Origin of the sequence: Methylocaldum sp. (assembly GCF_035627495.1) — a bacterium.
In the GTDB taxonomy this organism is placed as follows: Bacteria; Pseudomonadota; Gammaproteobacteria; order Methylococcales; family Methylococcaceae; genus Methylocaldum.
Genome location: NZ_DASPLO010000007.1, coordinates 62,563 through 85,511 on the forward strand (window position 1 = coordinate 62,563; position 22,949 = coordinate 85,511).

The 22,949-nt window shown below is 57.8% G+C and carries 20 protein-coding genes; 6 read left to right on the plus strand and 14 right to left on the minus strand.

Annotation, left to right across the window (positions count from 1 at the left end):
• Positions 1 to 5: 5 nt before the first annotated feature.
• From VEB01_RS00855 to hyfB, 9 genes are all read right to left on the minus strand, one after another.
• Positions 6 to 200 (minus strand): hypothetical protein, encoded by a 195-nt coding sequence (locus VEB01_RS00855; RefSeq protein ID WP_324872213.1) that lies wholly within the window; start codon positions 198 to 200, stop codon positions 6 to 8.
• A 77-nt stretch (positions 201 to 277) separates the two neighbouring features.
• Positions 278 to 547, minus strand: a complete 270-nt coding sequence (locus tag VEB01_RS00860; RefSeq protein WP_324872214.1) for an RNA recognition motif domain-containing protein — start codon at positions 545 to 547, stop codon at positions 278 to 280.
• A 378-nt stretch (positions 548 to 925) separates the two neighbouring features.
• Positions 926 to 1,501: an NADH-quinone oxidoreductase subunit B family protein gene (locus VEB01_RS00865; RefSeq protein ID WP_324872215.1), complete on the minus strand. Its 576-nt coding sequence runs from the start codon at positions 1,499 to 1,501 to the stop codon at positions 926 to 928.
• A gap of 10 nt (positions 1,502 to 1,511) precedes the next feature.
• Positions 1,512 to 3,176: a hydrogenase large subunit gene (locus VEB01_RS00870; RefSeq protein WP_324872216.1), complete on the minus strand. Its 1,665-nt coding sequence runs from the start codon at positions 3,174 to 3,176 to the stop codon at positions 1,512 to 1,514.
• Complete coding sequence (locus tag VEB01_RS00875; RefSeq protein ID WP_324872217.1) at positions 3,163 to 4,836, minus strand: SulP family inorganic anion transporter; 1,674 nt, start codon at positions 4,834 to 4,836, stop codon at positions 3,163 to 3,165. The genes VEB01_RS00870 and VEB01_RS00875 overlap by 14 nt, the downstream gene beginning before the upstream one ends.
• Entirely contained in the window at positions 4,833 to 6,299 is a 1,467-nt protein-coding gene (locus tag VEB01_RS00880; RefSeq protein WP_324872218.1) for a hydrogenase 4 subunit F, read from the minus strand. Before VEB01_RS00880 ends, VEB01_RS00875 begins: the two co-directional genes overlap by 4 nt.
• On the minus strand, positions 6,296 to 6,976 hold the full coding sequence (locus VEB01_RS00885) for a formate hydrogenlyase (RefSeq protein ID WP_324872219.1): 681 nt from the start codon (positions 6,974 to 6,976) through the stop codon (positions 6,296 to 6,298). The genes VEB01_RS00880 and VEB01_RS00885 overlap by 4 nt, the downstream gene beginning before the upstream one ends.
• Positions 6,976 to 7,920 (minus strand): respiratory chain complex I subunit 1 family protein, encoded by a 945-nt coding sequence (locus tag VEB01_RS00890; protein WP_324872220.1) that lies wholly within the window; start codon positions 7,918 to 7,920, stop codon positions 6,976 to 6,978. Before VEB01_RS00890 ends, VEB01_RS00885 begins: the two co-directional genes overlap by 1 nt.
• Complete coding sequence (gene hyfB / locus VEB01_RS00895) at positions 7,920 to 9,950, minus strand: hydrogenase 4 subunit B (RefSeq protein WP_324872221.1); 2,031 nt, start codon at positions 9,948 to 9,950, stop codon at positions 7,920 to 7,922. Before hyfB ends, VEB01_RS00890 begins: the two co-directional genes overlap by 1 nt.
• A 213-nt stretch (positions 9,951 to 10,163) precedes the next feature.
• Between hyfB and VEB01_RS00900 the strand changes: the two genes are divergently transcribed.
• From VEB01_RS00900 to VEB01_RS00920, 5 genes are all read left to right on the plus strand, one after another.
• Entirely contained in the window at positions 10,164 to 10,364 is a 201-nt protein-coding gene (locus tag VEB01_RS00900) for a ribbon-helix-helix protein, CopG family (RefSeq protein WP_324872222.1), read from the plus strand.
• Between the two features lie 576 nt (positions 10,365 to 10,940).
• The gene (locus tag VEB01_RS00905) at positions 10,941 to 11,270 is read left to right on the plus strand and encodes a hypothetical protein (protein WP_324872223.1); all 330 of its coding nucleotides are present in this window, start codon (positions 10,941 to 10,943) and stop codon (positions 11,268 to 11,270) included.
• A gap of 25 nt (positions 11,271 to 11,295) precedes the next feature.
• The gene (locus VEB01_RS00910) at positions 11,296 to 12,507 is read left to right on the plus strand and encodes a TonB-dependent receptor (RefSeq protein WP_324872224.1); all 1,212 of its coding nucleotides are present in this window, start codon (positions 11,296 to 11,298) and stop codon (positions 12,505 to 12,507) included.
• 21 nt (positions 12,508 to 12,528) lie between these two features.
• Positions 12,529 to 15,357, plus strand: a complete 2,829-nt coding sequence (locus VEB01_RS00915) for a bifunctional diguanylate cyclase/phosphodiesterase (protein ID WP_324872225.1) — start codon at positions 12,529 to 12,531, stop codon at positions 15,355 to 15,357.
• A gap of 38 nt (positions 15,358 to 15,395) precedes the next feature.
• Complete coding sequence (locus tag VEB01_RS00920) at positions 15,396 to 16,358, plus strand: terpene synthase family protein (RefSeq protein ID WP_324872226.1); 963 nt, start codon at positions 15,396 to 15,398, stop codon at positions 16,356 to 16,358.
• 596 nt (positions 16,359 to 16,954) lie between these two features.
• Here the strand turns inward: VEB01_RS00920 and VEB01_RS00925 are convergent.
• From VEB01_RS00925 to exbB, 3 genes are read right to left on the minus strand one after another with little or no spacing between them, the layout of a single operon-like run.
• On the minus strand, positions 16,955 to 17,689 hold the full coding sequence (locus VEB01_RS00925) for an energy transducer TonB (RefSeq protein WP_324872227.1): 735 nt from the start codon (positions 17,687 to 17,689) through the stop codon (positions 16,955 to 16,957).
• Entirely contained in the window at positions 17,686 to 18,075 is a 390-nt protein-coding gene (locus tag VEB01_RS00930) for an ExbD/TolR family protein (RefSeq protein WP_324872228.1), read from the minus strand. Before VEB01_RS00930 ends, VEB01_RS00925 begins: the two co-directional genes overlap by 4 nt.
• Entirely contained in the window at positions 18,065 to 18,505 is a 441-nt protein-coding gene (gene exbB / locus VEB01_RS00935) for a TonB-system energizer ExbB (RefSeq protein WP_324872229.1), read from the minus strand. Before exbB ends, VEB01_RS00930 begins: the two co-directional genes overlap by 11 nt.
• Positions 18,506 to 18,921: 416 nt before the next feature.
• On the opposite strand from exbB, the gene VEB01_RS00940 reads away from it, so the two are divergent.
• A complete protein-coding gene (locus tag VEB01_RS00940) occupies positions 18,922 to 19,980 on the plus strand; it encodes an aldose epimerase family protein (RefSeq protein WP_324872230.1) in 1,059 nt (352 codons plus the stop codon).
• A gap of 96 nt (positions 19,981 to 20,076) precedes the next feature.
• Here VEB01_RS00940 and VEB01_RS00945 read toward each other — a convergent pair whose 3' ends face one another.
• Entirely contained in the window at positions 20,077 to 21,345 is a 1,269-nt protein-coding gene (locus VEB01_RS00945) for an SMP-30/gluconolactonase/LRE family protein (protein ID WP_324872231.1), read from the minus strand.
• 65 nt (positions 21,346 to 21,410) lie between these two features.
• Positions 21,411 to 22,433, minus strand: a complete 1,023-nt coding sequence (locus VEB01_RS00950; protein ID WP_324872232.1) for a DUF2235 domain-containing protein — start codon at positions 22,431 to 22,433, stop codon at positions 21,411 to 21,413.
• Between the last annotated feature and the right edge of the window lie 516 nt (positions 22,434 to 22,949).

The window sequence follows — 22,949 nt, forward strand, 5'->3', positions numbered from 1 at the left end:
AATCGCTAAAGGGGGCATTGTTCGGAATCCTTCTTTTTTGAGTCGTTGTTCATTCGCTTCGTTCGTTTTTGGAATTCAAAAAATATCGCCGTCCAAAGCATATTCCGCTGACCGGCCGGGTCGCCCGGCTCATGGAATAAGTCAATGGTGGCGGCGAGAATCCGTTCCTCCGCCACAGGCGCAATGTCGAGCGTCCTCATGCACGATTCCGCTGCGGGTCTAGTCTCGTAAGGTCCCGGTTCGGATTACGGCTTTCCCTACAGGGAACCTTGCTTTCTTAACGCCGCCGACCGCGGCCGCTTTGCCCACGGGGACGTTCCAGGTTAACCCGCAGGCAGTTGCCGCGCAGGGTATGGCCGTTCAAGGAGTTGATGGCGGCCCGCGCCTCGTGGCCCTCCATCTCGACGAAGCCGAAGCCGCGGCAGCGGCCGGAGAAAATGTCGCGAGCCAGTTCGATCGAGCGCACTCGTCCGTGTTCCGCGAAAAGCTCGGTGAACTCCCGTTCGGTGGTGTCGGCTGGCAGATTACCGGCATAGATTCTGAGCATGGTTTTCTCCTGAAGGTATGGGCGCTGCCCGGAGGCGGCGCAATGGTTGAAAAAGGATTTCCTTAAATACTTAAGGAAACTCTGAACAAGTCGATTCCGTTCATGCCCTTCGACAAGCTCAGGAGAGCGTTCGACAAGCTCACCACGAACGGAATCAATACGTTACCGTTCGTCCTGAGCCTGTCGAAGGACTTAATCAGAGCTTCCTTAAGAGCGTGCTTTAAAGCATGCTTCGGGGATCGAGGCCGGTCATAAAGCGCTCGCACCCCACGATTCACGTTTTTTGGCGCAGCCGTTTCAAGCGGCTCACCAGTCTATTGACCAAACACCGGCATGGATGGCCGTAGTGCCTCCTCGGCAGCGATTCGGCATACCCAACTACGGAACCAACGCCGGCGGATCGTGTGCGGGGCTCGCTGTGGACCCCAGCAAGGACAACAAACCGCGCAGCAAGTCGATCGGGGCCGGCGGACACCCGGAAATGGCGAGGTCGACCGGGATCACATTGGAGACCGCTCCGCAACTGGCGTAGGACACGCCGAACTCGCCGCCGCAGACGGCGCAGTCACCGACGGCGATCACCCATTTCGGATCGGCCGTCGCCTCGTAGGTTCGTTTCAGGGCCGCTTCCATGTGGCGCGACACCGGCCCCGTCACCATCAGAACATCGGCATGACGCGGAGAGGCGACGAAATGCACGCCGAACCGCTCGACGCCGTAATAAACATTGTTCAGCGCGTGGATCTCCAGTTCGCAACCGTTGCAGGAGCCGGCATCCACGTGGCGGATGGACAGACTGCCCCGGAAGCGTTTGTCGATCACCACCTTGAGCCTGGCGCCCTCGCGCTCGATGGCCTCGTCCCCTTCGACTCCGCTCAGGACAGGCTTGGGAAGGGGCGGGATGCGCTCGGTGAGGACGCCGGTGCGGAAAATCTTGCCATAGATGCGCAACATTGAAGTTTCCTCAGAGATCGTGGCCGGAATAGGACCCGTTGACCGACTTATTGCATACCGGGAAGTCGGGCACGATATTGCCCAGCACGAGCTTCTCCAGGGCCGGCCAGTTGACGATGCTCGGATCGCGCGGGTAGTACCGGCGGATGCGGCCATCCGCGCCAAAGCGGATATAGCAGAGAATTTCGCCGCGCCACCCTTCCACCGCACCGAAGCCTTCAGCCCCATCGCCGGGTGTTCGCCACTCGGCGGCCAGTTCCCCGGAGGGCAGGCCGGCCAGCATTTGTTCGATGAGGCGCAGGGCCGCGCGCAGTTCCTTGTAACGGACCCAGAACCGGGAAGCGACGTCGCCTTGGGTTTCGACGGGCACGCGCACGTCCAGACTATTGTAGGGAGGGTAGGGTGCGTCGCGGCGCAGGTCGAAATTCCGACCGCTCGCCCGGCCCACATAGCCCAAAGCGCCCAAGGCGGAAGCCAACTCGCTCGACAGCACGCCGGTGGTGAGGAACCGGTCTTCCAGCGAGGAGTTGGCGTCGAGTATCGTGAGCAATTCATCCAGCTCCCGGCGTAGCGAGGCGACCGAATTCCGCATGCGAACGGCCGCCTCTGGCGGGACATCCACGGATACACCCCCCGGAACCAAGGTATCCATCATCAGACGGTGGCCGAACAGCGCCTGGTTTTCCCTAAGCCAAAGCTCGCGCAGACGGCCGAACTGGTAATAGCCGAAGGCGAATCCCACATCGTTGCACAATGCGCCGAGGTCCCACAGGTGATTGATCACCCGTTCCCGTTCCGCCAGGATGCCGCGGATATAAGCGGCTCGCTGAGGAATGTCTACATGGGCCGCGCGCTCCATCGCCATGCAGGCGGTCCAGGCATGGCCGACCGTCGTGTCGCCGGATACCCGCCCGGCCAGCTTGACGAGTGCTATCGGATCGCGTCCTTCGGCAATCTTTTCGATGCCCTTGTGCACGTAGCCGAGCCGTTCCTCCAGGTGCAAAACGGTTTCCCCCACAGCCTGGAACCGGAAATGGCCCGGCTCGATGATCCCGGCGTGAACCGGGCCCACCGGAATCTCGTAAACGCTCGCTCCATGCGCCTTGAGGAAGGGGTACTCGTTGTCCGATGGCGTCTTGGCGGGCGGCTGCCCATCCGCGGGAAAGCTTTTCCGCAACGGGTAAGTGGTTTCGTCCCAGGCTTGATGTCGGGTCCAGCGCTTGGGGTCGGGGTGATCGGTGAAACGGATGCCGAAGAGATCCTGGATATGTCGCTCCACCCGGTCCGCCGCCCAATAATGCGGCGCATGGGAGGGCAGGGCGGGATTATCGGCCGGTAGGTAGGTTCGCAGGATCAGGTAGCACCCTTGCTTTTCGAGGCAGGCGCTGACTGCCAGGTCGTGGCCCCGGTCTTCCGCCCAAGCTCCGGCCCAGCGCCAGTTTTGCGCGCGGGCTTGCTGTGCGGTTCTACCCCAATCGCCGCTGTCTACCTCGATCAGATCGGCGGGCGGCAAAAGGCTCGGTGCGATCAACCGGGCTTTGATGTCTTCCGAAACGAGCTTCATGCAAAGCATCCAGCAGGGATCGACTACCCCGCCGGGTGAAGAGGGATTTCCCGCGGGAGCCAACTCCTGCCGGCCGGAATTCGTCGAATCGAATTCCTTAGACTGATTCACTGCGGCCCGCTCTCCAGTTGAATATCTTGCGGCGGCGCGCCGCTAGCGGATGATCCGAATAAGGCTCGTACCGGTCCAGTCCGTGAACCTCGCAGCGGCCACCCGAGGCGATATAGTCCTGGCTGAAGCGTTCGATGAACTCCATGACGGTATGATCGACCAGAGAGGCATAGGTCAGGTCGAAAACGATGGTTTCGCCGGTGGGAAGCTCGGCAAGCTCGTCCTTCAGGGCTAGAAAATTGGAAAAGATGGCCGCGCCGTTGAGCTTGATCCGGTAGCCGGTCTTTTCTCGAGTGATCCGGTAGGAAAGCTGGAACAGGTTCCCGAGTTTCACGCCTTGCCAGCGGTGTATCAGCAGCTTGGCGGCGATACCGATGGCGACCCCGATCAAAAGATCGGTGGTCAGAATGCCGACGATGGTGATGACGAACAAGGCGAGTTGCTCGAAGCCGATATCGAGTGTCTTGGCGAATGCTTTCGGCGAAGTCAGGCGATACCCGGCGTAGACCAGCAAAGCGGCCAGCGAGGCCAGCGGAATATCGCGGATGAGGTGCGGGAACAAGGCCACGAACAGCAGCAGAAAGAGGCCATGGAAAAAATTCGACCAACTGCTACGTGCGCCATAGCCGACATTGGCAGAACTCCGTACGATTTCGGCGATCATGGGCATGCCGCCGATCAGTCCTGAAAGCACGTTGCCTGTACCAATGGCGGTGAGATCCCGATCGAGATCGGAGCGGCGATGCTCCGGATCGAGGCGGTCCACCGCGGAGGCGACCAACAAGGTTTCGAGACTGCCGATCAACCAAAGGCTCAATACGGCATTCCAAAAGGCCAGCGTCCCGATTTTCGAAAAATCGGCGAAGACCAGGCTATCGAGAAAACTATCCGGGATATCGACGAGAAACTGCGGTGCGTTCACGAAGATATGCCGGTGCCAAGCTTCATTTTCGGCTCCCTCGGAAACGAGATAAAGCTCGGTCTGGTTCAAATCGAACGCCCGCCCCAGTATGAACCCGGTCAGCACGACTAGGACGGGTGCGGGAACCCTGCCGATACCCTTGTTTCCGAGCAGCGGCCAGGCAAACAGGATCAGAAGTCCCAGTCCGCCGATCAAGAAGATTTCCGGATTGTAATGCAGCAAGCTTTGAGGAATATGCGTGAGACTCTGCAAGGATGTTTCGACGGTGGGTCTGGCGCCGACCAGGATATGGGTTTGCCTTGCGATGATGATGATGCCGATGGCGGCCAGCGTACCGTGGGCAATGGCGGCCGGAAAAAACGTGGCCAGACGTCCCGCTCTGAAAACACCCAGCAGAATTTGCAGGACTCCCGCCACGACGATCGCGGCCAGCGTGTAGCGGTAGCCGGCGAAGAGATCGCCTTGACCCAGTGTATGAACTGCGGAGAACAACACGGTGATCAGTCCGGCGGCGGGACCCGTGATCGTCAGGCGGGCGCCGCCGATCCGGGAAACGACAAGGCCGCCGATAACGGCGCTGAGGATGCCCGCCATCGGAGGAAATCCCGAAGCCATGGCGATGCCGAAGCACAAGGGCAGGGCGATCAAGAAGACCAGGAAGCCGGAGACCGCATCGGTGCGCCAGTTGTCGGCGAGATCGGCCAAGCTGCTTAGGATTGACTGAGGAATCCGTTTCAAAATGGTGATGCTCCTGAAATGAGTTGAGTGGCCTGGCTGAACCAATTGCCCAGGAAACCCGGAATGGATAGTCCGAGCCAGAGCACCAGCGCCAGATGGATCATCACCGGCCATAGATTGGCCGGGATGGCGGTTTGGCCCTCCGGGATATCCCCGTAGACCATGGTCTGCAAATGCCGGAACAGACCGGCGAAGGCGATGCCGATGCCGATCAGGAGCAGCGGTGTCAGCCAGGGGTAATCGCGCATGGTGGCGATGAGCACCAGGAATTCGCTGGCGAACACGCCGAAAGGCGGAAAGCCGGCGATGGCCACGGTGCCGATCAGAAGGCCCCAGCCGATGGCGGGCTGGGTCAGAATCAAGCCGCGAATCTTCGTCATGCGCTGGGTGCCGGCGAGCTGGGCGGCATGGCCGACGGTGACGAAAATCGCCGATTTGGTCAGCGAGTGGGTGGTCATATGGAAGAGGGCGGCGAAGGTGGCCCAAGGACTGCCGATGCCGAAAGCGAAGGTCATCAGTCCCATGTGCTCGATGGACGAATAGCTGAACAGGCGCTTGATGTCGGTCTGCCGGTGCAGGAATAGAGCCGCGACCAGGAAGGACACGAGGCCGAAACCCATCATCAGATAACCCGCCGTGTGAGTGCCGAGGGAGCCATCCACCAGCATCTTGCAGCGCACCACGGCGTAGAGGGCGTCGTTCAGCAGCAGCCCCGAGAGAATGGCCGACATGGGTGTCGGTCCTTCGGAATGGGCGTCCGGCAACCAGTTGTGCAAGGGAACGAGCCCAATCTTGGTGCCGTAGCCCACCAGCAGGAACACGAAGGCCAGTCTCATGATGTTGGGTTCCAGAGCCGCGGCGTTCTCGTGCAGTACCGTCCAGAGCAGCGCATTGCCGCCTATGCCCAGTTTTTGTTCGGCGGCGAAATAGAGCAGCACCGTGCCGAACAGAGCCAGGGCGATACCGACGCCGCACAGGATGAAATACTTCCAGGCCGCCTCCACCGACTCCGGGGTTCGGTACAGGCTGACCAGCAATACCGTGGCCAGCGTCGCGCCTTCCATCGCCACCCAGAGCACGCCCATGTTGTTGGTCGTCAACACCAGGTACATGGCCAGCATGAAGCCCTGATACATCGCGTAGTAAAGCCGCAGACGCCTGGCATTGACGCGCCCGGCCTCCTGTTCGTGCGCCATGTAGGGACCGGAGAAAATGGACGTGGTCAGCCCCACGAACGCGGTCAGGGCCACCAGGTAAACATTGAAGGAGTCGATGTAGAGAAGCTGGCCGGAAGACAATTGGGGCCCGTGAATCAGTACGTCGACGGCGAGCCAAACCGACGCCGCCAACGCCCAGGCGTTACAGCGCACATTGATCCACCCCGCCCGCCGGCTGTCGGCCACAAGACCGAGGATCACCATGCCGGCCAAGGGAATCAGCAGAATGAGATAAACCGCGATCATGGCTTATCCGCCTCGCTCAGCTTGCTGAGCCGATCCACGTCTAGAGAGTCGATGCTCTCGCGGATCTGGAAGAAGAACACACCGAAAACGACCGCGGCTACCAAGACATCGGCCGCAACCCCCAATTCCACCACCATCGGCATGCCGTAGGTGGACACCACGGCCGCGAAGAACAATCCGTTCTCGATGGACATGAAGCCGACCACATGCGCTACCGCCTGCCGCCGGGTAATCATCAAGAGCATGCCGAGCAGGACTACGGCCAGGCTGACGGCGATGGCGTTGAGCGTCACCAGGGGAGAATGGGCGACGACGGGAAGACTCACGTAATAACTGAAAACCATCAAGAACGCCCCGCCCATCATCACCCGAGCCGGATGCTCGATCGTGTCCAGCTCCCGGTGCAGCCCCATGCGATAAATCAGCCGTTGCAGCATGATGGGGATAAGGATGCCCTTGAGCAGAAAACTCAAGCCCGCCGAGATGAAAAGATGGGGAAAATCCAGCGCGTAGGCGACCATGGCCGTGGTCGCCGCAAGCAGGATGCCTTGGATTGCGAACACCAGGACCAGACGAACCAGGCGGGACTGGCCAAGCATCAGAAACGAGGTCAAGGCGATGAGCCCCGCCAGTAGCAGAACCGCCTGCTGATATAGACTGAGTTCGGCGATGGCCATCAGCGCGCCGCCTCCAGAATGATATGGCTCAGCATGCCGAGGACGCTCAGGAGGTAGGCGAAGCTCAGATACTCCTGCACCCGGAAGATGCGCATCTTGGCGAAGAGCGCTTCGAAAAGGGCCAGCACGACCGTCAGCACGGCCAGTTTGAGAACGATCATTCCCAGACCCAAGCCGAGCGCATTCAGGGTGAAGGTTTGGGCGATTCCCCACGGAAAGAAGATATTGGCGATGAGGACGCCATAGATCATGAGCTTGATCTGGCTGGCCCACTCGATCAGCGCCAGCCAGCGTCCGCTGTATTCCAGGATCATGGCCTCGTGGATCATGGTCAACTCCAGATGGGTGGCCGGGTTGTCCACGGGAATGCGGCCGGTTTCCGCGATCGCCACTAGGATTAGGCCCCCGACGGCGAACACGAAGGACGGGCGCAGCACGAGTCCGGTATCGAGCACGAAGTTCATGGCCTGGGACAGATTGGTGGTATGCGCGCTCATGGCCAGGGTGAACACTGCCATGAGCATGGCGGGCTCGGCCAGTGAGGAGATCGTCATCTCGCGCGACGATCCCATGCCGCCGAAGGCGGTGCCGATGTCCATGCCGGCCAGCACCAGGAACGTCCGGCCCAGGGCAAAGAAACCCACCAGTACGATGACATCGGCGATGCGCGCCGTGGGCAGGTTGATCGCCACCAGAGGCACGATGGAGGCTGCCAACACGGTGGACGCGAAGACGATGTAGGGTGCGGCGCGAAAGATCCAGGAGGCGGGGTGCGGCACGATGGGTTGTTTTCGGTAGAGCTTCCGCAGATCCCGATAAGGCTGGAATAGGGATGGGGCTTTCCGGTTTTGCAGCCGACATTTGACCCGTTTGATCCAGCCGGACAGCAAGGGCGCCAAGCTGATGAACAGCAGGGTTTGGAGTATCGCCATCAACCAGGCCATCAACTGACCACCCAGAGCAGAACGATCAAAGTGAAGAAGGAATAGCCGAGATAGGTCCGGATATTGCCGGTCTGCAGGCGCCCGACCCAACGCGCCAATCGGGTAATGGCTCGTCCCGATGGCTCGTACATGACCAGCCAGGCGCGATCCAAGACCTGAAACTGATAGCGAAGCCCAGTCACGCGCGTGTTTGCGGGTCCGTCCGTCTGCTCTTCGACCGTCTCGCGGGTATCGAACACCGGCTCGAAAATACGGCGTATCGGCATACTGAAGGCGCCGGACGTGTATTGGGTGCGGGGCGTCAATCCGCCGAAACCGCAGTCCCAGGGTTCGGCTCGGCGCGGTTCGAGACCGGTGCGGCGATACAGAAGGTAATAGCACAGCCAGCCCACCGCCACGGTGCCCAACAGGACCAGCGCCGGCGAATAGGCAGCCACCTCCGGCGACACCGGCGTTAGCCAGAGCCAGCCGAGAGCCGATATGTTCGGCAGAACGAACCCGGTCAACTGCTGGGTCAACGTGCCCAAGGCATTGATGAGAGGCGTCGGCAATACGCCGAACAGCACGCAGCACGTGGCAAGCAAGGCCGGTCCAGCCAGCATGCCGGGGTGCCGGACTTCGCGGGCGTGAGCAATGTGGCGGGAGCGCGGAAGACCCAGGAAGGCTATGCCATAAACCTTGACGAAGCAGGTGGCCGCCAGGGCCGAGGTCAGGGCCAACACCGCGCTGGCGGTGGGAATCAGGCTGCGGAGAACGCCGCTTTGGATGCCGCCGGCCTGCAGCGCCGTTTGGAAGATCAACCATTCGGAGACGAAGCCGTTGAAGGGCGGCAAGGCGGCGATGCTCAGCGTGCCAACTAGGAACAGGGCTGCCAGCTTCGGCATGCGGTGGATGAGACCCCCCATATTTTCCAGGCTCTGTTCATGGGTTTGGTGCAGTATGGCTCCCGCGCCGAGAAACAACAGGCTCTTGAACAAGGCATGGTTGAGTGAATGCAGCAGCGCCGCCACCAGTCCCAGCGTGCCCAGTTGAGGCTGCCCGCTACTCTGGAAAATCAGCGCCAAACCCAGCGCGGTGAAAATAATCCCGACGTTTTCCACCGACGAGTAAGCGAGAAGCCGCTTTAGGTTTTGCTGTTGCAACGCGTAGAGGATGCCGAGCACGGCGGAGGTCGAGCCGATCAAGAGTACCAGCACACCCCATTGCCAAAACACGGGATCCAGCAAATCGAAGGCAAACCGAATGAAGCCGTAGACTGCGATTTTCAGCATGACCCCGCTCATCAGGGCGGAGATATGCGAGGGCGCGGCCGGATGGGCTTCCGGCAGCCAGGCATGGAGAGGAACGAGCCCCGCTTTCATGCCGAAACCGGCCAGCGCCAGCACGAAGGCGATGCTCGCCCACACCGGATTCAAGGCCGCGCCGCGCAGAGCTTCGAACGTCAAGCCGCCACCAAATCCCGCGAGGACGCCGAACGCCAGAATAATCGCGATCGCGCCGATCTCCGCCATCAACAAGTAAAGAAAAGCCGCGCGGCGATTGGTCGTGTGCTCGTGCTGGTAGGCGACCAGGAAATAGCTGGCGACCGACATCAGTTCCCAGGCGATCATGAACAGGAACGCATCGTCGGCGAGCAACACCAGCTCCATGCCGGCAACGAACAAGCCGGTGAAAAAGCCCAGGACCGAAAGACGGTGTTTGCCGTGCTCGAACTCGCGAACGTAGCCGGGGCCGAACAGGCTGACGGCGGTCAGGGGGATGCCGAGCACGCAAAAGAAAAAACCGGCCAGCGGGTCTAGCGCCAAGTGCCAGCTCAGCCAGGGCAAACCGAAAGGCAGCGTTGCGGTGTGGGTAGCGCCGCCCAGGAGCGCAATGACTCCGGCCAATACGGCGAACCCACCCGATACTCCCAACAGAGCGAAGGGCGCTGTCCTTGTCAGACGGGAGAAACGACCGGGCGTCAGCCACTCATTTCCCCGTACCGGTAACTCCGCCTCAATACGGGCCAGGTGGCGAGGGGCTTTCTTCATAGACCACCGAATTCCATGCCATAACAAGCCGCTCGGCCCGGCGGCCAGCGCCACGAGGCTGGACAGTAACGCCGCTAAAACCGAGATGCCGGCAAAGAATAGGGACATGAAGAGTGGGTGTTTATACTATGTGTAGTAGATGTTTGATAGGATTGCATAGTATCAGTATTATATGATTTGTAAATGTTAAAAGTATTAACATCTAGTGTGTATATGAAAATTCTCGAAAACCGAACCGCGCGTTTGACGCTACTCATTGATCCCGACAAAAAAGCTACGTTCGAGCGTTTGTGCGCGGATGAAGACGTTACGCCCTCGCAGATGGTGCGGAAATTGATCCGTGATTACATTGAGCAGCGTATGGGGCCAGATTGGAAAGAACACGTGTTCAAAGATCGACAAGTGGAATTGTGACGCTGCGTTTTGCGTTAAAGGCGGCAAAGGTCTGTGATCGCGGGCCCAAACATCTTGTTTGTTGGAAACACGCGAAAGACGTGCGCGTCGTTTGGAGCGGATGCCAGTTTTCGATCTCGCTATCGAATTATCACAGGGTCATATGAGATGATTGTTTTGTGACCAAACGAAACAATCGGGGATAACCGGAAACGCCGTAGGCAAAGCCTATCGCCCCAATTTGCTTAAGAGAAATCTGGATGTCCCGTCCATCGGAGCAAAGCGGGGGCGCTATTGGGGGATTTCTTCGGAGATCAGCGGCGTGTTTATCTATTTGGCGATGGACGACTCGGTAATCGGTCTGCTGAGGGGGCACCGATTTTTTTGGTCTCCTAAAAAAAGAAAGGCAGTCCTCTGCTAAAGTTAAAACGCTAAAAAGCGCCTTCGGGCTTCCTATAACAAAAAGAAAATGGGTGTTGCTTGAGGACACTGTCTAGATCCACCTGTGTTTTGCACCGTTTAATCCGGTGCCGGTGGGTTAGCATTTTCCTATCTCTTGCGTTGGCGGTCGGTATCGGATGCGACAGTAAATCCGTTATGGCAGCCGAGCCTAGTCCTAAGATCTACGCAGCGGACGGCCACGCCGATTCGCTCTCGCCCGAAACCTTGCGCGAAATCTTCTTTATGCGACTGACGAGTTGGCCCGATGGCACTCCCATTCGTGTCTTCGTACTGCCGGATAAGCATCCTCTCCATAACCGCTTTTCCAAGGAAGTGTTGGGTGTTTATCCCTTTCAGCTCCGGGCGGCATGGGATCGGCTGGTTTTCTCGGGAACAGGTTTGATACCGCATGTGGTCGAGACGGTTGGAGAAATGCGGGAGCGGGTTCGGGCGACACCGGGGGGTATTGGCTATGTTGACAAATAGGAGATTTCTAGGAATGGCCTCCGCCATGAGAATCATTAGTTCTCGAACGATCGCGCGCCAGGCTATCATTGCCGCGTGCTTTTTACTGTCCGGAGGCGCATCGGCACTGGATTTCAGCACCATCGACTGGCAATTGCACGGTTTCGCAAGTCAAGGATTTACCTACACCACGAGCAATCAGGTTTTCGGCGCGAGCCGCCGAGGTAGTCTCGATTTCACCGAGCTGGGTGTCAATGGTTCCGTGAGACTGCTGCCCAACCTTTTATTTTCGGCCCAAGGGCTTTATCGGAATGCCGGTGGGTCGGATCGGGAGGATTTTCGGCTCGATTTCGCCCAGGTCGACTACAACGTTACGCTTTTCGATTCGTCTTTGACGCTGGGGGTGCGAGCAGGCCGAGTCAAGATACCGTTCGGGCTATATAACGATACACGGGATGTGGTCTGGACCCGGCCCTCGGTGATTCTGCCCCAGTCCATTTATTTCGATACGCTCGCCCTCCGGCAAGCGATGATCGCGGCCGATGGAGGATTGCTGTATAGCCGCTATAACTGGGGCGATCATCGATTTAATCTGGAATTTATGGTGGCTGACCCGCAGGATGACACCGGAGACGCCACTGATTTTCTCACCGGTATTCCCGATGCGCCCGGTACGATGGAAGGGCGTCCGTTATTTCTCGGACGAGCCGTTTACGAGTGGATGGGCGGACGCGCGCGCGCCATGTTCAGCGTGGTCGACTTGGAACGTGATTTCAGATCGAATATGTCTGCGATTCCATCCGGCAGTGTTCGGGCTTTATATCCTTTGTTCTCTCTGCAATACAACGAAGAGCGCTGGTCTTTGACCGCCGAATACGGCTGGATTGATACACGGCGCAGTGGTTTTACACCGGTTCCTCTGGAGAATACTTCGGAAGGATTTTATGTCCAGGGCGAGTACCGATTGACCGAGGACTGGTCGGCCGTACTTCGCTACGACGTTTTCCATGCCGACCGCGACGACCGCAGCGGCCGTTCGTTAGCCGAGCAAACCGGCCAAGCGCGCCACCGCTTTTACGCCCGTGATCTTGCCGTCGGAGTTCGCTGGGAGTTTGTGCGAAACTGGTTGATCGCCGCGGAATATCACAACGTGGATGGCACCGCTTGGCTTTCGCCGCGCGACAATTCCGATTTGTTGCAAGGCGGTGGCGATCCGCACTGGGATCTCTTTTCCCTGATGCTGTCGTTTCGCTTTTAATGCCTTTTGCCGGATAACGGAATGAGGGATGACATAAACCGTTTTTGGACCCTGCGCCGAAAAGGTTTTGTGTTCCTGAGCCTACTGTTATTAATGCTGGGCGTCGCGTTCGGTGCTCTGAACTATTGGAATTTAAGAACTCAATTCAAGGACCAGCAAACAGCCAGCAATGCCGCTCTTCGGACAGAGTTCGAAGCGCTAATGGAGCGCTCGGCCGACCGTTTGCAGCGCCTAGGTGTCGTGTTCGCTTCGCTGGGCAAACTCGAACGGCTCATTACGGCGCCGCATCAGGGTGAAAGGGTTGCCAGATTGCAGGAATTCTTTTCCAGTGTCCGTTACGAACTGGACGTCGAACATGTCGAGCTGTTCGATGCCCAAGGCCATTCAACGTGGCGCTGGTCGTCCTCAACCGCGGTAGCGATTCCGCAAGAACGGTTACAAGGAGTCCTAAGCCGGGTTCTTGACGCGGAGCAGCCATTGGCACTCTTAACCTGCCAGCCCGGCTGCAGCCTTCATGCGTTCGTGCCATTACTTTCCGACGGACGGAGTGCAGGCATTCTCATGCTTAGCCAGATGATCACCGATCTGGTACTGGACCTCTCCGCGGGTGCTGGAACGAATCTCGCCATTCTGGTGGCCGCATCGGACGCAAGCGAGGAAATGCTGGGGTCTTGGGGGCTTCGGGTTGCTGCGCTGTCCAATCCTCAACAGCTAGAGCCTTTTTTACGGGATCTCGCCAAGCACTATTCCGGCCCGGAGGCGATCACAAGCGGAAAATGGCTGAACTGGAACGACAAGAAATTTACGGTTTATTCATTACCACTGAGCCAGATTCTGGACGGCGGTGAGACCGGCTATCTTCTGTTCATCGCCGATAAAAGCGCTTCGGCCGGGACGCTCGATAAGGCTAACCGGGACGCACTGTTCCTGATTGGGACATCTCTGGTTATAGCTGAGATTCTATTGTTCTTGCTGCTGCATGCCCCACTACGGCGCATTCAGCATCTTGCGGCTACATTGCCGTTGTTAGCTCATGGAAACTATCACAGAGTTAACGAGCGACTGAAGACGCTCAGCCGCTTAGTCGAATGGAAAGATGAAATCGACATCCTTTATGCCACGTCCATCCGATTGGCTCATCAGATCGAAGAGCATCAGAACACCCTGGCGGCGGAAAGGGATTTCATTCAAGGGCTATTGGACAACGCGCAGGTTTTGATATTGACTCAAACTCAGGATGGCAGAATCCGCACCGTCAATGAATTGACCTCCCAAATCTTGGGCCGTTCTAGCGAGGCGCTAAAGGACGCCCGCTTCATCGAATTAATCGAGATCGATAGCGAGACAGCGGATATCGGCCGAAATCTCGAAAAGCTCTTCTCCAATTTGTTGCATCGCCTGGAACACGAGGCCGTCCTGACCTGCTACAACGGTAGCAAGCGCCATATCGTCTGGGTACATACCCGCTTGGGACTGGAGCACGAAAACGGCATCGCCGTGCTTTCAATCGGGTTGGACGCCACCGAAAGAATTCAGGCCGAATCGCGTATCCGCTGGCTCGCCAATCACGATTCATTGACCGGTCTCCATAATCGGCTTTGGTTCAAGGATGAACTGGAGCGCAGTTTTGCCGAGGCGGAGCGGAACAGCGTTCCGGCAGCCCTGCTTTTATTCGACTTGGATCACTTCAAAGACGTCAATGACAGCAGCGGACACGCTGCCGGAGATGCGCTGCTCGGCCTTTTAGCTAATGAACTGCGGGCGCGGGCACGAAAATCGGATGTGCTGGCTCGCCTGGGTGGCGATGAATTCGCGGTTTTGATGACCGCTACTGACCAATCGGGAGCAGAGTGCTTTGCCCAAGACCTCAATCAACGACTGACCGAAAAGCCCTTTCGGTTCGGGGATCGAAGCTATCGTATTTCCGCCAGCATAGGCATCGCATTGATACCGGATCACGGAAAAAACGTGGAAGAGCTTATGGCGAATGCGGATGCGGCGATGTATCAGGCAAAAAAAGCTGGGCGTGGACGGTGGCATTTGTTCTCTCATTCGGGAGAGGAACGGGCTCAGATCAGTCATCGAGCGTATTGGCGTAGCGTCATTGCTCAATCCCTGGATCAAAAGCGCTTGTTTTTCCATTATCAGCCGGTGCTCGACATGGCAACGGGGCAAGTCGCTTATTATGAGGCACTGCTTCGGTTGACTTTGGAGGATGGGCGTCTCGTCCTGCCCGGTGAATATATGGACGTCATTTTGCGTTCGGACTTGATGAACGCCATCGATTCGTATGTAACGCGAGAGGCGATCGATGTTCTTGGCAAGGATCGAGAGGCGCGTCTGTCGATCAATCTTTCCGCCACGGCGCTCACCGAGCCAGGATGGGCGGAACCGCTCAAACAAGCGGTTCGCGACGGTAATTTGGCTCCGGAACGCTTGTTGCTCGAGATCACGGAAACCGCCGCCATCGCCGATTTAGATGCGGCCAGACGGATTATGGACGAGTTGACTGACATCGGGTTCGGATTTGCGATGGATGATTTCGGAGCGGGATTTGCCTCCTTTCATTACCTCAGGCACTTGCCGATAAAGCATGTGAAGATCGACCGTTCGTTTATCAGCCGTCTTGCCACTGACGAAGACGACAATGTGTTTGTCAGTGCACTGACCGCGCTCGCTCATGGCTATCGGCAAAAAATCGTCGCCGAAGGAGTTGAAAATGCCGAGACACTAATTCGCCTTCACGCGTTGGGGGTCGATCTGGTACAGGGTTTCTTTATTGGGCGTCCCGATCGATATCTAAAGCCGGTAAATGTACCCATGATCGATCCGTTATCGATGGGATTGTAAAGGTCATCCGATCACAGTTTTTAAACTATTATTTTTCTATGAAAACGATCACGCTGCCCGAATTTTACTGTCCTTTTCCCTCACGCCTTAATCCTCATGCCGAGGCAGCTAACGGTCATACCTTGGCATGGATAAAGCGTTTCAACCTTGTTTCCGACGACCTTGAATGGCAGCGGCTGGAGGCGTCCAAGTTCAGCTGGCTGGCAGCCCGCGCGTATCCCGATGCTTCTTCCGAGGGGCTTAAGATCGTCTCGGATTGGAACACCTGGCTGTTTATTCGCGACGATCAATGCGATGAGTCTGGTTTCGGACGAAGTCCCGATAAACTCGCTCATTTCCATGAGCGGTTGACGGAAATTCTTACCGGCCGTGAACCCAGCGAAACGGACCTGCCCCTTGCCCGTGCGCTGCACAATCTTTGCTCTAGACTGCGACAAACGGCGAGCGACGCTTGGATGTGCCGGTTTATTCTCAGTGTCATCGAATATTTCGAGTCCTCGGTTTGGGAAGCTCAAAACCGTGCCTCGGCAATCACGCCCGACCCGACAACGTATGTAACGATGCGCCCGTTTACCGGAGGGCTTTATACCGACATCGAGTTGATCGATGTCGTGGAAAACATAAACTTGCCGCTCCACGTGCGTAAACACGAAATTCTGCAGAGTCTGATTCGGATGGCGAATAACGTCGTCTGTTGGTCTAATGACATCATTTCATTCGCCAAGGAGGTCCAACACAATGACGTTCATAACCTGGTGGTGACGTTCCAGCATCATCAGCGGCTCTCCCTTCAAGAGGCTATCCAACAAGCTGCGGAGCTGACGAATAGAGAAGTACGAAATTTTATTGCCGTGAAAGAGCAATTGCCCATGTTCGGCGCCGGGATCGATTCCGACGTTCAGCGTTTTGTTTCCGTTCTATGTTCGTGGATGCGCGGCAATCTCGATTGGTCCTATACCTCGGGGCGGTATGCGGTCTCGGCCGTCAGCGAACGTTCGTGATGCTGGACGGAGAAGCAGGGGGGGGGGCGTGGGGCGCATCCGAGATTGGCAAAATCATCGAAGACGTGCCGTCTCGACGCTCAACGGCACGATTCTCGGTCGGTGGCCTCGAGACAGCACTGTGATTGACAGTCATCAAACTCATCTTGCAGTTTCCCCGTGTTCGGGAAGATCGGCGTTTATCGTTGATGTTTTCGGGACCAGCGCGGGGGAATGGACTCCTCCGCTGCGGTTTTGGATTGCTCGACCTTCATCCCCGATTGTGTCCGCAGCAGGGCCAGTTCGCGATTAGTCGCGTCAAGTTTTTCTCCAAGCTCGTGTATCAACTGATAGAGCTGTTCGAAATGAACCTGGAAATAGCGCGCTGATGGGAACGGTGGGAGGGCCGGCGTTCCCGGATGTAGGGCCGGGTCGCGTTCGTGTCGCCTACGCCTGGGTTTCATCTTTTTCCCCTAAGGATACATTTTTGCGTGACGGGAAAGCGCCTTTTGCTGGAAAACCGCGCCCGGTTTATGAAGGCAACGAATCGATGAGACACTCGATGCCATGCGGCGGAAAGTGCCGCAGGCGATACGGCAGGCGGTATGCCCGCCTTCTCAGCGCTGCAGCCGGTAGTCGAAGGGGATGGTCACCGCCACCTGGGTCCAGCCATGGGCCTGGGACACTGGCACCGGTGTGACGCGGCGCAGGGTGGCGAGCGCTTCCTCATCGAGAGTCGTATGGCCGGAGCTTCGCACGATGTCGGCCGTGAGCAGGCTTCCGTTGCCGCCGATCACCGCTCGGATCAAGACTTGCCCCTCCCAGCCGTTGCGGCGCGCTTCGCCAGGATAGTGCTTGTTCTTCCGGATCTTGTCCGCCAGATATCGGCGCAGCCAGTCGAAATCGGGTTTGGGATCCGGCTGAACCGGCTGAGAGTTGCTGGCGAGACCGGTCAAAGGCCCGGTAGTGGCCACGGTCGTCGGCATCGGTGCCGCGGCGGGCGGTTCCGGCGGTGCCGCCTGCTCCTCGACCGTCTCCGCAGCCAAATAGCGGGTCACGGGCTTGGGCTCCGATCGCTCAATGAGCTTCGGTTTGGGCTTGGGTTTCGGCTTGGCCTTCGGTTTGGGAGGTGCCGGTTTAGGCGGCGGCGGGGCCACTTCGGGTTGGGGCGGTGGGGTCGCGTCCGCTAGCGGGGCCGGTGCCGGGCTGAACAGGCTGATTTCCCACCGTATGGGTTCCGGTTCAGGCTTTGGCGGCTGGCTCTGCCACAGCCAAAGGACCATCCCCATCAGCGAGCCGTGCGCCAGCAGCGACAGCCCGAATCCATTCAGATGCCGCTGCAGAGGCGTCATGAGGCGGGCTCGGCGCGTTCGACTTCCAGGCTGACATGGGGGAAGCCGTTGCTCTTGATCCCGTCCACCACCTGCACGAACTTCTCCAGCACGATGGCGCGGTCGGCCCGCAGGACGATCAGCCGCTCCTTCGGGTAGGTGCTCAAGGCATCGCCCAGGCTCTCCACCGGGATCGGCGTTTCCCCAAGGAACAAACTGCCGTCGGCTTTCAAGGTCATCAGCACCGGATCGTCGTGATTCGGTTCTTCCGCCTGCTTGGCCTCCGCCAAATCCACCGGAACCTGACCGGTGACGATAAACGTAGCCGTGGTCAGAATGATCACCAGCAACACCAGCATCACATCGACCAGCGGGATGACGTTGATCTGGTCGATATCACGATCCAAGGCGCACCTCGTAGGCAGTAACCAGCTCCTTGATGCGGCGCCGCAGTACGTTGTTGAGCACCACGCAGGGAATCGCCACCACCAAACCCATGGCGGTCGCTTTCAAGGCCATGCTCAAACCGATCATGATGCTGTGCACGTCCATGCTTTTGTCGATGCCCATGTTATGGAAGGTGAGCATGATCCCCATGACGGTGCCCAACAGCCCGATGTAAGGGGCATTGGCTGCCACCGTGCCGATCACCGTCAAATGGCGGGTCAGCTCGGTCTCTAGGGCCGCGCTGCTGGGGTACACGCTGAAATCGACGCGCCGATAAAAGAACCAGCGCTCGAAAGCGATCCCCACGGCCCATAGACTGGCCAGTAGCAACAAGCCGATGACGCCGTAGTCGACGAGGTTGGATAAATATGTGCTATCGAGTTGAGTCATTGTTGTTGTTCCCAGGTTCAAAGCATCCGAGCACCCCCGAACGTCAGCACGATCAATGCCAACGGCTCATATTGCGCATGAAAAGCGCCAATCATCGGATAAGCGCTGGGAGGGTCGACGTCTCCTGCATCCGCTGTAGTGCGTCATTTGGCGCAGGTTCTGTGGCAAATGACGCATTCCCGTAAAAGGCGAGCGCGCTCTTAAAAAACTCGTCAAAAAGCAACCGTATGGGAAACTCGCGCGAAAACGCCCGAGTCGAATATTGGTGAATTCGCCGACACGGCGATGAGGTTATGTTTGAGAACGCGCGTGGGCGATCGAGTAATAGGAGATTCCGCAGCAAAGGGTTTGCCTAATTTAGGAATTCGCCGGGAAAAAGACAGCGCAGGCCAGTATTGCTTCAAGACCTGTTGAATATGCATGTTACCCAACAGACATTCGGTACGATGCCCGATGGTACTCCCATCGACCTATTTGCTCTCACCAATCAGGGGGGACTCGAAGCACGGGTCATGAGCTATGGCGGGACGCTCGTCTCCCTGCGGACCCCGGACCGCTACGGCGCGGTGGCCGATGTAGTTCTTGGTTTTGACAGCCTGCCGCCCTATCTTGCCGGGCACCCCTATTTCGGGAGCCTGATTGGCCGGTACGCCAACCGGATTGCCCATGGCATCTTTGAACTGCACGGCGCGACCTACCACCTGGCTCAGAACAACGGTCCCAACCACCTCCACGGCGGGTGGAAAGGCTTCGACAAGGCGATCTGGAGTGCGTGTCCGAAAATCTCTTCCCAAGGAGCGCAAGTCGAATTCAGTCATCTCAGCCGCGACGGTGAAGAGGGCTATCCGGGCAATCTCCACGTCACGGTTATTTACACGCTAACGGATCGGAACGAACTCCGGATCGATTACACCGCAACGACAGACCGGCCGACCGTGGTTAATCTGACCAATCACACGTACTTCAATCTTGCCGGGACCGGCGCAATTCTTGACCATGTCCTCCTTCTCGCTGCGGACCACTTTCTTCCCGTCGACGCTACCCTCATTCCGACCGGAGCCCAGCGCTCCGTCCAAGGGACTCCGATGGACTTTACCCTGCCTACGGCAATAGGAGCCCGGATCGACGCGGACGATGAGCAATTACGTTTCGCCCACGGCGGTTATGACCACACCTGGGTCCTTCGCAAAGATCGGGCTGCTCGCTCGTTGGCCGCTGAAGTGTATGAGCCGGCCAGCGGGCGTGTACTGACCGTCTTGACGACACAGCCGGGCATTCAGTTCTACTCAGGGAATTTCTTGGATGGGAGCATTCGCGGAAAGCGTGGGGAAGTGTACGCAAAACATCACGGGTTCTGCTTGGAGACGCAGCATTTTCCCAATTCGCTCAATGAGCCCGATTTCCCTTCGACCGTCCTCGTACCGGACGAGACATATCGATCCATCACCATTTATCGGTTCGACATACGTATATAGCGGGCCGATAAGGCCGAAGTGCTCGGCGGCGGTTTTATCTATCATCTCCGATCTGAGGCAACGAATCATCGAAGAGAATTTCGGGAGGTAATCCGATCATTGCAGTTGTTGCGGCCATTTCAAACGCACGATCCCGCTCTGCTCACGATCGAATTCACCCAGAGATTCATTGGCCAAATAGATACCATCCTCCGCGGGCACGGCGGAGGCTACGGAGGCAAGCCTAGGGCCCTTATACATAGCCGCATAGAGAGGCTTGCTTCCGTCAGGACTCACGACGATCACACCGGTGCGCTGCGTCTGGCGCAGCAGCAGTTGGGGCGGCAGCCGCAGGAGCAGCGGCTTGATCCACGCATTTGCGTGGGCCCAGGTCAGAACGGGGCTTCTCTCCGTGAACATGGCGAGCCAGATACGCCCCGAAGCGTCCCGGTCCATGCCGTCGTCCATGCCGGTAAGTCCGTCGAGCACCACTTCGTAGCTGCCCGCCTTCGGGCCTCGGAGATAGAAACGAGCCAGGCGGAAAAGAGAGGTCTGGGTGACCAAGACCGATTCCTCTCGCGGCTGGCCCGGGTGCAGGTCGTAGAGTACGCCGTTGACGAAGTGGAAGCCCTCCGCGATGAGGCGGGTGGTCCCGCTATCCAGGTCGTGCCGCCATAGGCGCCCATTGGGGGGAAGCGCAATGGCTTCGTCCACCGCATCGTCTAGCGAAGTGTCTTTGTACGAGAACGGTTCGGAGAAGTAGATGCGCCGTCCATCCTCGGAGACTTCCAGGTTGTCGCATACCACCAGCGGGCGATGATGCTCCGCCCCGCTGCCATCGCGCCGCAACTCGGGGGCCTTGGGATCGTCGTCGGCATAGACGATTGGGTGATCGGGATCAATCAGAGTTGCCGGTACCTCGAGAACGATAGGCTCGATTTTCCGGGTGTCGAGCGCGAGGCGGTAAAGTCCGACAGCTTCTCCCGGAAATGGCTCGCCATAGGCATGGGAGGAGCAAAAATAAACATGGTTCGGATCGCCGGGCGCTTCGTGTATGCCGAAGGCCATCAAAGGCGCATCCACTAAGGGTTGAGCCGCGTGCGTGGCGAGATCTACGCTCCAGATTTTTCCGTCCGTCGCCGTGACTAGTACCGTGGTTCCGCCTTCGAGGAACACGACATCGTCGTAACCTGGCAGATCGGACCGAAAATGTTCCAGACTAGTGGCGAAGTCGGCGGAATGCTCAACCGCCGCGATCGCCGCTGCGGTAGACGGGTCGAAGGCGACCGACTCGGCGACGCAGCACCGAATTTCAGGTCTGGGCGCCGCGGCGATCCACCAGACGACGATCAGCAGCGCAAGGCCAATGGCAATCCACTTTTTCATGAGTCTGATCCTCAAGCATTATGAGACCTTATGGCTATCGACTTTGTCACCAGCTTGCTGGAGCTTCACTGCAGCGGCGGCAAGCCATTGTTCCGCGGCTTGTAATCGCGGTCCTCTTTGCGCCGTCTCTGCACCGAGTCATCGACGATTTCATTGCCGAACTCGACCGAACCTATGGCGCGATAATGACGCGGATTGTTCCTGGCATAAATTCCGTTGAGGAATTGCATATAAGAGTCGGTAAACACGCCCAAATAGTTATCGCCCCGCACGTTGATCGGAGTAATCGCCAGATCCGCCGCCATGGCTTTGTCTTGAATCCAACGCAGCGTCACGTCAGACAGGCGCCGATCTCGATATCCTCCGCCGATATCGCTGTGCGCGCCGACAAACCAGCGCTGTTCCAGGTTTTGTTCGGGCTTCACGTCGGGCGTCCATAGGCACGCATCGTAATCTATTCGATGTTCGTCGATCGCAACGGCGTGATAAGCGTTTTCGACGATATGGCTCAATCTCGTGTCGTGAAATTCATAAAAATGCATGTTCAGGCGCTGCAAAGTATCCAGCGGGATACCCAGGGCTCCGACTGTATCCCAAACGCCGAGAAACTTAATTTTGATTTCCCGAGAAAACTTCGCTTTGAACTCCAGAGCCGTCGAAGAATCGGGGCCGTCGTCTCTGGTGCGATAGATTCCATAGGCCATGGCCGTGCGCAGCGTGAGCTGCTTGTTTTTCACCAGACCGCAATTGCGAATGAGCCCGGCCAAACTCCTGGCGGTATAGGCGCCACGGCTGAAGCCGAGAATATAAACCTCGTCGCCTTCCTGATATTCCTTGGCGAGAAACTTGTAACCGTCCAGGATATTTTTCTCCAGTCCCACCCCCATGGCGCCGCCGATAAAGCGGTCATACCATTTCGTGCCGACGCCCTCGTCATACCATTTGACTTGCCGGATGCCATCCGCCGCGGTGTCTTTGATCGATTTGTAAAACCGGCAAACATTGGTCTCGATCTGCTGGTCAGCGGGCAAGCTTTCGTCGGCGGGTTTGTTCCATGTGCCATCGAAGCAAATGACAATCCGTTTCATACTAGCCCCTCGATAGAACTCTTCCTCGGCCTAATTTATCGCCACGATTCCGCTGCGCGTTGGGCGGTAATGGCAGGTTTTAAAGCTGCCTTCGGACAAACGGAAGGGATAAGAAATCCAAACCCATTTTTGAGCGGACAATGCGCTCGCGCCGAGACGTTGTCAATCGATGAGGTTGAATGGGTTGAAGTTGACTCGCGCACAAAGGGGCTCAAGCCATGGTGTGTCGAACCAGAGCTCTTTGTGAAGCCTTTTCCATACGATTATCGTCTTGAAATTCCTTGCCGTTGCGCAATTGCGCGGAACATGATATCCGTTGCGCTACGGACAAGCCGTAAACCGGAGGGAGATGTGGAAAGCGGGGGGAGATTTAGGAAACGTTGGATTCTTGGGATCTCACGGCTTTCCACATCCTGAATGTTTTTCGATGGACTTTGAGTTTCCATCTCCCCCCAGCGGCGCAGCCTTTCCGACATACCTGTTCGTTCCCGCAATCCCACTAATAATAAAGAGGTT

Bases quoted from the DNA above. Each gene is read 5' to 3' on its own strand.
- VEB01_RS00900 (WP_324872222.1), top strand. From the start codon at position 10,164: ATGAAAATTCTCGAAAACCGAACCGCGCGTTTGACGCTACTCATTGAT.
- VEB01_RS00940 (WP_324872230.1), top strand. From the start codon at position 18,922: ATGCATGTTACCCAACAGACATTCGGTACGATGCCCGATGGTACTCCC.
- VEB01_RS00910 (WP_324872224.1), top strand. From the start codon at position 11,296: ATGAGAATCATTAGTTCTCGAACGATCGCGCGCCAGGCTATCATTGCC.
- VEB01_RS00920 (WP_324872226.1), top strand. From the start codon at position 15,396: ATGAAAACGATCACGCTGCCCGAATTTTACTGTCCTTTTCCCTCACGC.
- VEB01_RS00865 (WP_324872215.1), bottom strand. From the start codon at position 1,501: ATGTTGCGCATCTATGGCAAGATTTTCCGCACCGGCGTCCTCACCGAG.
- VEB01_RS00950 (WP_324872232.1), bottom strand. From the start codon at position 22,433: ATGAAACGGATTGTCATTTGCTTCGATGGCACATGGAACAAACCCGCC.
- VEB01_RS00890 (WP_324872220.1), bottom strand. From the start codon at position 7,920: ATGGCCTGGTTGATGGCGATACTCCAAACCCTGCTGTTCATCAGCTTG.
- VEB01_RS00885 (WP_324872219.1), bottom strand. From the start codon at position 6,976: ATGGCCATCGCCGAACTCAGTCTATATCAGCAGGCGGTTCTGCTACTG.
- VEB01_RS00855 (WP_324872213.1), bottom strand. From the start codon at position 200: ATGAGGACGCTCGACATTGCGCCTGTGGCGGAGGAACGGATTCTCGCC.
- VEB01_RS00925 (WP_324872227.1), bottom strand. From the start codon at position 17,689: ATGACGCCTCTGCAGCGGCATCTGAATGGATTCGGGCTGTCGCTGCTG.
- VEB01_RS00945 (WP_324872231.1), bottom strand. From the start codon at position 21,345: ATGAAAAAGTGGATTGCCATTGGCCTTGCGCTGCTGATCGTCGTCTGG.
- VEB01_RS00860 (WP_324872214.1), bottom strand. From the start codon at position 547: ATGCTCAGAATCTATGCCGGTAATCTGCCAGCCGACACCACCGAACGG.
- exbB (WP_324872229.1), bottom strand. From the start codon at position 18,505: ATGACTCAACTCGATAGCACATATTTATCCAACCTCGTCGACTACGGC.
- VEB01_RS00915 (WP_324872225.1), top strand. From the start codon at position 12,529: ATGAGGGATGACATAAACCGTTTTTGGACCCTGCGCCGAAAAGGTTTT.
- VEB01_RS00880 (WP_324872218.1), bottom strand. From the start codon at position 6,299: ATGATCGCGGTTTATCTCATTCTGCTGATTCCCTTGGCCGGCATGGTG.
- hyfB (WP_324872221.1), bottom strand. From the start codon at position 9,950: ATGAAGAAAGCCCCTCGCCACCTGGCCCGTATTGAGGCGGAGTTACCG.
- VEB01_RS00905 (WP_324872223.1), top strand. From the start codon at position 10,941: ATGGCAGCCGAGCCTAGTCCTAAGATCTACGCAGCGGACGGCCACGCC.